We start from the raw sequence: 13,617 nt of genomic DNA, 5'->3' as shown, positions 1-13,617 counted from the left end.
GCCGGCAGCTTTTTTTCATGACTTTTCGGGGGAAAATACAGAAAAGAAGCTATTTTCGTGAAGATTATACCGAAGAAATACGAATTGATTGTTGACGCGGAAAAGCAACCCATTTATAATTCCGAGTAAACACATATGATTTACTAAATAAGTTTGGATGAGGGGTATATCCGATGGCAAAAACTGCGGCTTTGGTAATCGCTCACGGTTCTCCCGATCCCGACTGGCTGAATCTGGTTGAATCAGCAGTCAGGCAGTGCCAGAGCGAGCTGCCGACCCGGGTCGCCTATCTGGGGGGAGTAGAAGGGCGCAGCATCAGCGACGAGTGGAAGCGTCTGGAGGCATCCGGAGCGAAGCGGATTGTCGTGGTTCCTCTGTTTGCCTCGGCGGGCAGCAATCATGTGACAGAGATACGGGCGATGCTGGGGCTTACGCCTTGGCCCACCTGGGAGACGGAGCAGGTGCGCATTCCTGTTCGGGCGAGGATTTTATGGTGTCCGCCGTTGGAAGATCATTCGCTGGTGGAGCAGATCGTCGGACAGCGCGCCATGGAGCTGGCAAAAGATCCTCGCAAGGAAGCGTTGTTGCTCGTCGGTCACGGCAGCGACTGGCCGGGATGCCAGGAGCGATGGGAAAAGCTGCTGCGCCGCATGACGTTTCGCCTGCAAAACCGCTATGCCTTTGCTGCAGCCGGATATGCGACGCTTCGGCCAGACACGCTGCGGGAACAAGTCGTGGCGCTCTCGGAAAAAGGAGAGGTCATCGTGCTCCCTCTGTTTGTCAGTCAAGGGTATTTCACCCGCAAGGCGATTCCGGCACGGCTGGCAGAGTTGTCGTATCGGTATAACGGCAGCGCGTATTTGCCCCATCCGCTGATTGCTGATTGGATTGCCCAATCGATTCGCATGGCACTTGTAACAGACCTTTTTACGCAAAGGAGCGTGTATGAGCATGGCAGAGAGAAAACAGTGGAAGTGGGCAGATGATCCGTCCCTGAACAAAATGGAATTTACCAAGCTGGAAAAGGACGGACTGGATGTCATCGAGACAATCGTCAACACTTATTCCAAAGAAGGCTTCGAATCGATCGAATCTTCTGATATGGACCGCTTCAAGTGGGCCGGTGTCTATCAGCAACGCCCGAAAGACGGCCACTTCATGATGCGTGTGCGCATACCTGGCGGGATCATGAGCAGCGAGCAAGCGAGAGTGCTTGCCAAAATCGCCCAGGATTACGGCCGCGATCTGGTCGACGTAACGACGCGCCAGGCTGTCCAGTTTCACTGGCTGACCGTAGAGTCGCTCGCAGACATTTTTGATCGGCTCAGTGCCGCTGGCATGTCGTCCTTCGAAGCTTGCGGAGACTGTCCGCGGCAGATCATGGGCAATCCGCTCGCAGGAATCGATCCGCATGAAGTGCTGGATACGCGCCCGATCGTAGCCGAGCTGGAGCAGTTTTTCCTGCTTAACCGCGACTTCTCCAACCTGCCGCGCAAATACAAAATGTCCGTATCTGCGAACATTTACAACGCTGCCCATGCGCAAATCAACGACCTCGCCTTTACTCCGGCAAAAAAAGTCATCGCTGGCGAAGAAGTCATCGGCTTTCACGTTTGGGTGGGCGGAGGCTTGTCGGCAAAGCCGTATTTGGCGAAAAAGCTCGATATTTTCGTCCGTCCGGAAGAGGTCGTCAAAGTGGCGGCAGGCGTCACGACGCTGTTCCGCGACTTCGGCTATCGGCAGAAGCGCACGCATGCCCGCCTGAAATTTTTGGTGGCGGACTGGGGACCGGAGAAGTTCAAGGAAGAGCTTGTCCAACTGGTAGGCGAGCTGGAAGCTGGCGGAGAGGATTTGACGAAAGGCTGGAACGGCGGTTACTTCTACGGTCTGCACGAGCAGCGCCAGCCAGGATTGTACTACGCAGGGCTGTCTGTTCCCGTCGGGCGCATGAACGCGGAGGAGCTGATCGAACTGGCTCGTCTGGCGGACGAATACGGGGATGGCACGATCGGAGCCTGCAACACGCAAAATATCCTGATCCGCAATATTGCGAAAGAAAAAGTGGCGGCGTTCCGCCAAGAACCGCTGATTGTCAACCGTTTCAAACTAAAGCCGAATACGTTTGTCGGATATGCCGTCTCTTGCACAGGCATCGAGTATTGCAATCTGGCTATCGTCGAGACAAAAGAAAGAATGCGCGGGCTGGCGCAATATTTGGATGATGCGGTTTCGCTCGACACACCGCTGCGCATTCACATGATCGGCTGCCCGAACTCGTGCGGACAACGCCAGATTGCCGACATCGGTCTGCAAGGCGCGCTGGTGAAGACGCCAGCCGGGATGGTCGAAGCTTTTGATGTCCACGTAGGCGGAACGCTGGAAGAGCCGCAATTCAACCGCAAGCTGAACGCGCGCGTCACCGTAGACAGGCTGGGGGCTTTCCTGGCGCAGCTGATCGCGCTTTACAAGGAAGATCGGCTGGAGGGCGAGGAATACTGGCGCTACGTCGAACGGGTCGGGCTTGCCCGGATTCAGGAGCAAGTCGACAGCATTTTGCAAACCGCATAACCAAGCCGAGCGAAAAACGCAATCTGAGGAAATGAGGGAGTACCATGGCAGAGGAACAAGCCGAGAGCTATTTGTACAAATTGGAGGCTGTGCTGGAAGAAGGCCAGTTGCTGACCGTGGTCGTGATTGCGAAATCGGATGAGCGTGCCTTTTCCACTGCGGAAAACAACCTGCTTCGGCACACGATTGTCCCGCCGAAGGTCAAGGAGCTGAGCCTGGTCGAGAAAAAGCCGCTCGGCCGTCAGGGAGTCGGCTACGTCGTGGAGACATCCCGGTTCAGCTAACCGGATGTGAAACAGGCAGCTTTGCTTTTCATGCTAGGAAGGCGTCAAGGAGGAGTGATCAACAATGAATGCTGGCAGAGTCGTCTTTGTAGGGGCAGGCCCCGGCGATCCGAAACTGCTTACCATCCGCGGGATGGAGGCGCTGCAAAATGCGGATGTCGTCGTCTACGACCGTCTGGCTAGTCCGTTGCTCCTCTCCCATGTCAAAAGGGAAGCCAGACTCATTTACTGCGGCAAGGAAAGAGACAGCCATACGCTGCCGCAGGAAGAGATCAACCTCCTGCTGATACGAGAAGCCAAACAGGGGAATAACGTCGTGCGCCTGAAAGGCGGGGACCCGAGCATGTTCGGCCGGGTCGGCGAAGAGGCGCAAATGTGCGTGGAGCATGGCGTGGCGTATGAGATCGTGCCGGGGATTACTTCCGGCATGGCTGCGCCGCTCTATGCGGGTATTCCGCTGACCCATCGCCAGTTCAGCTCCTCCGTCGCTTTTGTCACCGGACATCTCTGCGAGCAAAATGCCGACAAACAAGCGGATTGGCAGGCATTGTCCCGAGTGGAGACGCTCGTGATTTACATGGGCGTGAAAAATTTGCCGCACATTCAAGAGCAACTGCTTGCGTGCGGAAAAGCGGGAAATACCCCAGTCGCCCTGGTCAGATGGGGCACGGTTGGCGAGCAGCAAACATTGGTCGGCAGGCTTGCGACGATCGATCAGGATGTAGCCAAAGCAGGTTTTGCGGCACCTGCGATCATCATTGTCGGCGAAGTGGTGCAGCTTCGCGAGCAATTGAACTGGTACGAGTCTCGGCCCCTGTTCGGACAGCGGGTGGCCGTGGCAACCCGGACAGGATCAGGCAGCCAACTGCTGGCGAACCGCCTGGAGCAGCTCGGGGCAGAAGTGGTCCCCCTGCCGCTTGCGGAGCGACCCTTGCTGGCAGCGGAATGCTTGGGCGTGCCAAAAGACATGGCGGCATACAGCTGGGTGCTGCTCGACGACGAGCGGCAAGCGAGGGCGTTTCTCGCGGAGCTTGGCAGGCGCCGCTTTGACCTGCGAAAGCTGACGTGCAAGCTCGCCGTGCGCGGGGAGCGTACAGCCCTGTTTCTGGCGGAGAGAGGATTGTATCCGGAGCGGGTCTTTGCCGAGTCGCTCGCTTCGTCGGCTTTGATCGAGGAGCTTGTGCAAAAGAACGGGGAACAGCGGGTTTTGCATCTGCGCTCAAAAGGCGTGGCAGCGCTTGCCCATCCGGCGGCAGATGTCATCCATCTCACAGCAGGGGGAGTCCTGGAGTGGGAGGAGACGCATCCGATTGTTTCCTGGATAAAAAAGCGGCCGTTTGACTGGTTTGCAGCCGATGACGGCGAGGTTTTGCCTGCCTTGGCGGATTTTGCAGGGGCTGGCTGGGAGAATGTGCCACTCTTTTGCGCCAACCAGCGTACACAGCAGGTGGCGAAAAAAATGGGGTGGCGCATCGTCATCGACGATAGCCTGGAAAGCTTTGCCCAAGGAATCCATCCGCATGAGCAAATCGCCAGCGTAACGAATCCGGCGCCCCTGCTTTTTTGGAAAAACAGATTGGCATGACAGGAGGTAGGGCTGCTCGTGGATTGGAGTTACGTCGCCATCGCCATCGCTTTGTTTTTTGCAATGAATATCGGCGCAAGCGGGACTGCTGCTTCGATGGGTGCAGCATACGGCAGCGGAGCGGTTAAAAGCAAGCTGCTTGCGATGATTCTCGTCGCCATCGCGGCTCTGCTTGGAGCTGTGCTTGGCGGCGGCGAGGTCGTCAAGACGATTAGCGGAGGAATTATTCCGACGAATTTGCTCAGCATCGAGGTCGTCGTGATCATCCTTGCTTCCGCCACACTGACGCTTTTCGGCGCAAACCTGCTCGGGATTCCGCTCTCGACCAGCGAAGTGACAGTCGGATCGATCGTCGGGGTAGGGCTTGCTTATCAGTCGCTGTTTGTGGGGCACATTCTCGTCATTCTGTTCTTTTGGATCGTGGTGCCAATCGCGGCTTTTATCGGAGCCTACGTCGCCGGGAGGGTCATTTCCCGTGTGGAGCGGAGCTGGCCAGACTTGCAAAAACCAGGCTCCAAAGGAGAGCGCTGGCTGACGATCTTGCTCGTTTTGTGTGGGGTATACGAAGCGTTTTCAGCCGGAATGAACAACGTAGCGAATGCGGTTGGCCCGTTAGTGGGAGCAGGCTTGATGTCGACCGACTCCGGCGTGTGGCTCGGCGGTTTGGCCGTCGCTGCCGGGTGCCTGTTGCTGGGCGGAAAAGTGCTGGAAACGAACGGCAAGAAAATTACGTCGCTGTCGCTTTTACAAGGGAGTGCCGTATCGGCAACGGGTGGGACATTGGTGATTGTCGCGTCTTTGTTCGGGATTCCCGTGCCTCTGACGCAGGCGACTACTTGCGCGATTTTGGGTGTCGGGACGTCTGAGCGAGGTTTTGTTTTGTGGCAAAAAGGGATTATCAAGCAAATTCTCATGGTCTGGATTGTCTCGCCTGTTTCCTCGCTGGTCGTTTCCTTCGCGTTTGTCCATCTCTTTTTGCGCTCGGATTTGTACACGCTCGTCGTGCTCGTGAGCGTATTCGTAGCGACATTGGGCTTCGTAGGACTGATCCGGCTGATTCGCAGGGAAAACAGTTCCATCAACGATCAAGGAGGGGGCATATGAGCCGTTTACATTACGACACGGCAACAGCCGAGCAGCTTGCCGCGATCAACAAAACGCTGGCAAAGGGAGATACCGTCGATGTCATCAAGTGGGCCTACGAGACGTTTGGCGATGATCTGATCTATTCGTGCAGCTTCGGGGCAGAAGCCATGGTGCTCATCGACATGATCAGCGATGTGAAAAAAGACGCCCGCGTCACGTTTTTGGATACCCATCTGCACTTTGCCCAGACGTATGAGCTGATTGAAAAAGTGCGCGCCCGCTATCCTGCGCTGCAATTGACGATCAAGGAGCCGCAGCTGTCGCTTGCCCAGCAGGCAGCAGAGCACGGCGACGAATTGTGGATCGCGAAGCCGGATCTGTGTTGCCACTTGCGCAAGGTGTTGCCGATGGAAAGCGTGTTGAAGGGCACTGTGGCCTGGATGTCAGGACTGCGCCGCGAACAGTCTGCGACAAGAGCAGACGTCCAGTTTGTCAATCGCGACGAGAAGTTTCAGTCGCTGAAAATTTGCCCGCTGATTCACTGGAAGGCAGAAGAGGTGTGGCAGTACATTCGTGTGTTCGAGCTGCCGTACAATGCTTTGCACGACCAAAGCTATCCGAGCATCGGCTGCGCGCCATGCACGCGTCCGGTCAGAGCGGGCGAAGACGAACGCGCTGGTCGCTGGTCGCATCTGGGCAAGACAGAGTGCGGGCTGCATCTCGCCAAGTGAGTGTGAAGATAGAGAAAACGGATATGGATGAGGAGGGCTTGAAAGTGAGTGGTAGCATTCCGCATGGCAACGTACTGGTAAACCGTTTTGATCCGACCGCTGACCTGTCCCGTGCGACAGCAGAGGTCGAACTGGATGCTTTTGCCCTGTCAGATTTGGAGCTGATCGCGATCGGAGGATACAGTCCGATTGCCGGATTTTTGGATCGGCACGACTATACATCTGTCGTGGAACGCATGAGGCTGGCCGATGGATCGGTCTGGAGCATTCCGATCACGCTTCCCGTTTCAGCAGCTGTGGCAGGAAGTCTGCAAGCAGGAGACGCGGTGCGCTTGGTCTATCAGGGCGAGGTGTACGGCCTGTTGGAAATTTCCGACATTTATTCCCCGGATAAGCGGCAGGAAGCGCGCCTCGTATACGGCACGGACGACGAGAACCATCCCGGCGTGAAAAAGCTGCTGGAACGTCCTGATGTGTATCTCGGCGGGCCGATTACGTTGGTGCGGCGAGCTGACAAAGGAGCGTTTGCTGCTCACCATTTCGACCCGGTGGAAACGAGAGCGGCGTTTGCCGCCAAAGGCTGGAAAACGGTCGTCGGCTTCCAGACGCGCAACCCTGTGCATCGGGCGCATGAGTACATCCAGAAATCGGCATTGGAAACCGTCGATGGCCTGTTTCTCAATCCGCTCGTGGGCGAGACGAAATCCGATGATATTCCGGCCGAAGTGCGGATGAAAAGCTATCGGGTGCTCCTGGACAAATACTACCCGGCTGAGCGGGTCGAACTGGCCGTGTTTCCTGCCGCGATGCGCTACGCCGGGCCGCGCGAAGCCATTTTCCACGCGCTGGTGCGCAAAAACTACGGCTGCACTCATTTTATCGTAGGCAGGGACCATGCGGGTGTCGGCAACTACTACGGTACATATGACGCCCAGCATATTTTCCGCCAGTTCCAGCCTGAGGAACTGGGCATCACGCCTCTGTTTTTCGAGAACAGCTTCTACTGCAAGACATGCGGCAATATGGCATCTGCGAAGACGTGCCCGCACAGCGCTGAACACCATGTCGCCTTGTCGGGAACGAAGGTGCGGGAAATGCTGTCTCGCGGCGAAGCTCCGCCAGCGGAATTTAGCCGTCCGGAAGTGGCGCAAGTGTTGATCGAGGGATTGCGGCCGATCTCCGTATGACCAGGCAAGCAGCTGTTTGGCAAGGAAGGGAAGAAAGGGGAACGACTATGGCGAACGACAGTGCTGCGAATATTGTGTGGCACCCGACAACGGTGACGAAAGAACAGCGGCAGCAGCGCGCTGGACATAAAAGCGCTGTTCTCTGGTTCACGGGCTTGTCCGGGGCGGGCAAGTCGACATTGGCCAACGCGGTCGAGCACGAGCTGAATCAGCGCGGCTTGGCGAGCTATGTGCTGGATGGCGACAATATCCGTCACGGCTTGAACAAGGGACTGGGATTCGGGGAAGAGGACCGAAAAGAGAACATTCGCCGCATCGGCGAGGTTGCCAAATTGTTTGTGGATGCAGGCGTGATTGTCCTGACCGCGTTTATTTCGCCGTATCGCTCGGATCGCGAGCTGGCGCGCAGTTTGGTAGCGGCAGGGGAATTTATCGAAGTCTACGTCCAATGTCCGCTGGAAGAATGCGAACGGCGAGACGTGAAAGGGCTATATCAAAAGGCGCGGCGCGGGGAGATCGGCCAGTTCACCGGAATTTCGGCGCCCTACGAGGAGCCGGATCAGCCAGAGCTTGTCGTCGCCAGCAGCGAGCAGTCGATTGAGGAGTCGGTTGCTGCGGTCCTGGCCTATCTGGAGCAGGCGGGCATCCTCGCCTACGAAAAAAAGCACGACGCGTAAATGCGCCGTGCTTTTTTTGTACAAGTGCAGCTAAGGCTGCTGTTAAGGAGTAGCCGGAGTTACTTCTTCAGCCCACTCCGCTTCCAGTTCTTTTTGCCATTTCAGATCGTCCACTAGGCTTTGTGCAAAGTGACGCATGAAGCCTTTGTCGCTGAAGTTGTTGATCGCTTTTTCGTCTTTGTAAAGGTCTTCCGCTGTCAGGTAAGCGTCTTTTGCAGGGATTTCGAACTTGGTTGCTTTTCCGAAGTTGAACGCGTATTGATCAGCAAACAGACCGACTGTCAAAGGCTCTTTCATTTCTGGCGCCTGGAACGTTACGCTCAGGTCGCTCTTTTGGTGAACAGGCATTTTGTTTTTGTCTACGTAGAAGTCGAGGTTCCAAGCCAGCTTGTGGAAGCCTTCTTTTTTCATTTCTTCTACGATTTTTTCAGGTGTGTATGTTTTGCCTGTCTCTTCCAGCCATTGTTTTGCTTCTTTCAAGCCTTCGTTGATGGTAGCTTCGGCATTGGCGCGTTTTTCTGCCTCTGTCGTTTTGCCCATTTCCGGATACATTTCTTCTGTCAGGGAATTGGTCAGCACCAGCATGTCGATTGCGAACGTTTTGACGTCTTGGCTTGCTACCGCATCGTTAGCAGTGAAGAAGAACATTTTTACCAGTTCTTTGGCATCGATCTTCACGTTTACGTGAGTCGCTTCCACTTTTTCGCCGTTTGGCAAGGTTACGGTTTCTGTGCCGAGGTTTTTCGCATCAGCCAGTTTGTAGCCGTATTTGCCTACGTATTTTTTGATGAAGTCAAGCGTCAGCTTGTTCATTTTGTCTTGGTATTCTTTGAGTTTCGCCGGGTTTGCCTTGTCGTTTCCGCTTACGCCAGTGAAAGCGCCGGAAGTGTTTGCATCCACAGCCAAGTATTTGTTGTCGAGCGGAGATTTCACGAATACTTTGTCGTCGCTTACGAGCAGCTCAACAGACGCTTTTTTGTCGCCAGTCCAGAGCTTGTTGTCGCGCAGCAGTTTGTCGTCGTTTACTTCCAGTTGAACTTTTGCGTTTTTCAAGTCAAGCTGGGAGCCTTTTACTGTTACCCCTGCTTTCAAAGCGGACAAAATGGCTTGTCCTTCTTTGTCAGGATTGGTTTCCCCAAATGCCTGAGGCAATTTGTCTACGTCTCCGGTCAATTTTACAGTGCCTTGGAAGTCGTAGTTTGGTTTATCGATGGATGCCACGATCGAATCGCGCACCAGTGAAGCCTCACCAGCACATCCAGTGAGTACCAGCATACCTGCGAGCAGTAGGGCACTTCCTTTTTTCCACATGCTGTGTTCCTCCCCTATGTATTTGTATTTTTGTTCCTCTATGTATTACGTTTTAGTAAAGAAAAGGTTTCGCAAATACGGAAAAAAATCACAATCGGTCTAATTCGGCGCCGATTTCATGGTAAGATGAAAGGGAATAGATGGTTAGCAAAGAAAGGACGTTGCAGCATGTGGTTGTGGCTTCAAAAGCTGATGAAATTTTTTCAGGGCGAAGAGGAGCAAGATGAAGTAGTGGAAGGGCGTCCGGCAGCGAGTCCTCCTCCTGCAAGCCCGGCTCCCCGCCAGCCCCAAGCGAAGACGAAAAGCATTTACCCGAAAGAGCGGGTAAGTAGCCGGAATATAGAGGATGCGCGTCCACGCAGGGATCGTCAGTTTCGTTTTCCTGTCGTGCCAGACGATTATTTGGAGAACAAGCGAAAAGAGAGAATGAAGCAGCAGGCGACAGAAGAGGCCCAGCGAGTTCAGCCGCCCGTGCGTGAACGGCGGGAGCCAAGCGTCAGGGAGTCTTCCCGCGAGTCTTTTCGTGCTGCTCGCGAAGAATACATACCGGACAAGCCTATAGAGACGGGCGCAGACAAAAAGCCGTCTGCTACCACCGAGTACAAACGCGAGACACCGAGAAGGGAGCCTGTCAAACAGCCGGACAGCGCAGGGCGCGCGCCTTTGATTGCGGAAGGGAAGAAGGCGTACCAGCCATCGGAGATTGTGTCGCCCGTGTATGGCAAAATCACCCCGGCTACCCGTGAGGCTGAGCATCGCATCCATACGACAGGCGGTATCGTGTACCCGCGTCTGGAGCAGGAGGAGCATCTCCAGCAGCTCAAGCAGTGGGAGCAGGAAATCAGCGAGCGTTATTTCCCGGATGAGACGTGGGAGCATGTGCACTCAGCGAGCGATTCGGGTTCAGCAAGCGACCCCGCAAACGGTTTTGCGAGCGATTCAACCATTGATGCCGCAAGCGCGACGAAGGCGGACAGCCGGGTCAGCGAGCAAGGTGGGGAAAAAGCTGTTCCGCTTGAGCAGGCAGCAGAGGAAATCGCGGATGCACAGGACCAGGCAGCAGCAGTGGCTTTTGTGGCCTCGCAGGCGGAAGCAGCGGTTTCGGAGCCTGGACGTATTGTTGTGGAGCCGGCAGAAATGGTTGGCGGTGAACACGGAGACGGCGAGAAGACAGAAGTCGGGCAGCTAACTGAATGGACGACTGAACCAGGGCAGACAGAGCAGCTGGACGGGGCGTATGAGTCAGGTCCAGGTCCAGAAAACACGCAAGAATGGCAGCAAAGGGCAGCGAGTGGCGCGGTTCATCAGGAAGGCGAGGCGCAAGCGGTTGTGCTCTCGACCGACCATGCGACGACAACCGAAGCAGATGGCGAGTTGGCGGATGCGGAACGTGGCGGCGCAAGCGCAGGAGTGGAGCGAGAGTCAGCGTTTGCAGCGGGACAAGCCGAGACAGAGGGAGAACTTCACGAGGCCGCGGCAACTGCGGAGATCGCGGAGGGACAGGCACAGCCTGACGTGGAGCTTGTGGTCGTGCGAGAACAAGCGGGTGCAGGTGAAGCGGTCGAAAGCGCGGAAGCAGCGGGGGCGACGTTAACAGCGCAGGGGCGTTCGGTGACCGACGAGAGCGATATGCAGGCGCAGCAAAAGCTGATCGCAGCGCTAGGCGACGCCGTGCGCACAGGAATCGAGGAGGGCTTCGCGGCTGTTCACGGACAAGGGCAAATAGTCGATAGCGCCAAGCCTGCTGTTACGGGAAGCAACAATCATTTTGATGCCGATGTCAACCGTCTTTTGGCGCGTGCGATGCCGGAGTCGGGTGGTGAAGCTTCGTCTGTGGCGAGCGTGAAGCGGCTGGAGTCTGATGAAGCAACGTTGACCGTGACAGGAGTGAAGCCAGAGTCGAATGAAGCGACAATGACCGTGGCGGGAGCGAAGCCAGAGTCTGATGAAGCAACGCTGAACGTGGCGGGAGCGAAGTCAGGGGTGGATGAAGCAACGTCGACTGTGGTGGGAGCGAAGCTGGAGACGGGCGAAGGAAGCTTGACCATGGCAGTAGTGAAGCCGGAGTCGGGTGAAGCGACGTTGACCGTGTTGGGAGCGAAGACAGAAACGGGCGAAGAAAGCTTGCCCGTGGCAGGAGTGAAGCCAGAGTCGGATGAAGCAACGCTGACTGTGGCGGGAGTGAAGTCAGAGTCGGATGAAGCAACGCTGACCGTGGCGGAAGTGAAGCCAGAGTCGGATGAAGCGACAATGACCGTGGCGGGAGCGAAGTCAGGGTCGGATGAAGCAACGTCGACTGTGGTAGGAGCGAAGCTGGAGTCGGATGAAGCGACTTTGACCATGTTGGGAGCGAAGCCGGAAATGGGCGAAGAAAGCTTGACCGTGGCAGGAGTGAAGCCGGAATCGGACGAGCCAACTTTGACCGTAGCGGGAGCAAAGCTGGAATCGGCCGAAGCAACCTTGACCGTGGCAGAAGCGAAGCCAGAAACAGCCGAAGCATCCCCGGCTTTAGCGGCGGATGCTGCTACAGAGAACGCCCAACCAGCACCGCAAGCACCCGTGATCCAGCTGCCAAACGCTGGACAACAGACTGGCTTCCAGACATCGCCAGCCGCCGGGGTGGCAACACCGGGTCCGAGCGCGAATCCACCTGCAAGTACGGCGCAATCAAGCACACCATCCGAGCCAAGCGAAGCGGAAATCGCGGAACCTCCGTACTGCTTGCCGACGCTTGCGCTGTTGAATCCGAGCCCGCCGCCAAGCGATGACGACGATGAGCATACGCAGCTGCAAAAGCTGCTTTTGGAAGAAACGTTGTCCAACTTCAACGTGAGCGCAACGGTCGTCGGGATCGTCAAAGGCCCTTCCGTCACGCGCTTTGAGTTGCAGCCTGCTCCTGGCGTGAAGGTAAACAAAATTACCGGCTTGGTCGACGACATCAAGCTGAATCTGGCGGCCAAAGACATTCGGATCGAAGCGCCGATCCCGGGACGCAACGCGATCGGGATCGAGGTTCCGAATTTGGCGAGCCAGCCTGTACTGATCGAGAAGATCATCGGATCGGAAAAGTTCCAGCAGCATTCGTCGCCATTGGCTGTAGCCCTCGGCATGGACATCGGCGGCGAGCCGATTATTGCGGATATCAAAAAAATGCCGCACGGCCTGATCGCAGGCTCGACCGGATCAGGGAAAAGCGTCTGCATCAACTCGATCATCGTCAGCCTGCTTTACAAAGCGACGCCAGAACAAGTACGGCTTTTGCTGATCGATCCGAAAATGGTCGAGCTGGCACCGTACAACCATTTGCCGCACCTCGTCACACCTGTTGTGACCGACGCGAAGCAGGCGACAGCCTCGCTGAAATGGGCGGTCGAGGAAATGGAAAAGCGCTATGCCCTGTTTGTCGACGCAGGTGTGCGGGATATTGATCGCTACAACCAGACGACAGACGATCAGCTGCCGTATATCGTGATTGTCATTGACGAGTTGGCAGACTTGATGATGGTCTCCCCGCAGGATGTGGAGGATTGCATCATCCGGATTGCGCAAAAAGCGCGCGCCTGCGGCATTCATTTGCTGCTCGCGACCCAGCGGCCTTCGGTGGACGTCATTACGGGCAACATCAAGGCAAACGTGCCGACGCGTTTGGCGTTTGCCGTATTCTCGCAGGTGGATTCCCGCACGATCCTCGACCAGTCGGGGGCGGAACGGTTGCTGGGACGAGGCGACATGCTGTTCCTGGAGAGCGGCACCACCCCGGTGCGTTTGCAGGGCAACTTCGTCTCTGACGATGAGATCGAGCGCATTACGCAGGCGATCAAGAAGCAGCGCAAGCCGTCGTACCTGTTCAGCAAGGAAGATTTGGAGCAGCAGGTGCAATCTTTTGATGCAGGGGATGATCCGCTGTATATGGAGGCGCTGCTGTTCGTGGCAGACCAGGGTCAGGCTTCGGCATCCGGGCTGCAACGCCGCTTCCGGGTCGGCTACAACCGCGCTGCCCGCCTGATCGAGATGATGGAGGCGGACGGCTACGTCGCTGGACAGAGCGGAGGCAAGGCGCGAGCTGTTCTCATCACCCGCGAGGACGCCCAGGCTGTAGCGGACGGCTCGACTTTGTTGTAAAAGAATGTTGCAAAAGCAGAGGAGCTTGCCCAAGGTGGCAGGCTCTTTTTGCTAACCGAGGCAGGT

The 13,617-nt window shown here is 56.3% G+C and carries 10 protein-coding genes; 9 read left to right on the top strand and 1 reads right to left on the bottom strand.

The annotated features are described in order from the left end of the window. The first annotated feature begins 173 nt into the window (after positions 1-173). The 8 genes from HP435_RS20555 (at position 174) to cysC (ending at position 8,118) form a co-directional block, all read left to right on the top strand. Positions 174-986, top strand: a complete 813-nt coding sequence (locus HP435_RS20555) for a sirohydrochlorin chelatase (protein WP_122963933.1) — start codon at positions 174-176, stop codon at positions 984-986. Beyond that, complete coding sequence (locus tag HP435_RS20550; protein ID WP_173599103.1) at positions 952-2,568, top strand: nitrite/sulfite reductase; 1,617 nt, start codon at positions 952-954, stop codon at positions 2,566-2,568. Before HP435_RS20555 ends, HP435_RS20550 begins: the two co-directional genes overlap by 35 nt. A 44-nt stretch (positions 2,569-2,612) precedes the next feature. Next, a complete protein-coding gene (locus HP435_RS20545) occupies positions 2,613-2,852 on the top strand; it encodes a DUF3906 family protein (RefSeq protein ID WP_063228036.1) in 240 nt (79 codons plus the stop codon). Between the two features lie 64 nt (positions 2,853-2,916). Then, positions 2,917-4,437 (top strand): uroporphyrinogen-III C-methyltransferase, encoded by a 1,521-nt coding sequence (gene cobA / locus HP435_RS20540; protein ID WP_173599104.1) that lies wholly within the window; start codon positions 2,917-2,919, stop codon positions 4,435-4,437. An 18-nt stretch (positions 4,438-4,455) separates the two neighbouring features. Beyond that, the gene (locus HP435_RS20535) at positions 4,456-5,541 is read left to right on the top strand and encodes a sulfate permease (RefSeq protein WP_304502697.1); all 1,086 of its coding nucleotides are present in this window, start codon (positions 4,456-4,458) and stop codon (positions 5,539-5,541) included. Further along, positions 5,538-6,254, top strand: a complete 717-nt coding sequence (locus HP435_RS20530) for a phosphoadenylyl-sulfate reductase (protein WP_173596853.1) — start codon at positions 5,538-5,540, stop codon at positions 6,252-6,254. The genes HP435_RS20535 and HP435_RS20530 overlap by 4 nt, the downstream gene beginning before the upstream one ends. Before the next feature lie 44 nt (positions 6,255-6,298). Beyond that, entirely contained in the window at positions 6,299-7,441 is a 1,143-nt protein-coding gene (sat, locus tag HP435_RS20525) for a sulfate adenylyltransferase (RefSeq protein ID WP_173599105.1), read from the top strand. A 47-nt stretch (positions 7,442-7,488) separates the two neighbouring features. Beyond that, positions 7,489-8,118, top strand: coding sequence for an adenylyl-sulfate kinase (gene cysC, locus HP435_RS20520; protein WP_122963939.1), 630 nt, complete (start codon positions 7,489-7,491; stop codon positions 8,116-8,118). Positions 8,119-8,160: 42 nt separating this feature from the next. Here the strand turns inward: cysC and HP435_RS20515 are convergent, their stop codons facing one another. Next, a complete protein-coding gene (locus HP435_RS20515) occupies positions 8,161-9,429 on the bottom strand; it encodes a hypothetical protein (RefSeq protein WP_122963940.1) in 1,269 nt (422 codons plus the stop codon). Positions 9,430-9,597: 168 nt separating this feature from the next. Here HP435_RS20515 and HP435_RS20510 point away from each other — a divergent pair, with 168 nt between their 5' ends. After that, positions 9,598-13,551 (top strand): DNA translocase FtsK, encoded by a 3,954-nt coding sequence (locus HP435_RS20510; protein WP_173599106.1) that lies wholly within the window; start codon positions 9,598-9,600, stop codon positions 13,549-13,551. The last annotated feature ends 66 nt before the right edge of the window (positions 13,552-13,617 follow it).

Origin of the sequence: Brevibacillus sp. HD3.3A, assembly GCF_013284375.2 — a bacterium.
Classification (GTDB): Bacteria; Bacillota; Bacilli; order Brevibacillales; family Brevibacillaceae; genus Brevibacillus; species Brevibacillus parabrevis.
Note: the sequence above shows the minus strand (reverse complement) of the source record. Positions and strands in the feature narration are given on the sequence as shown.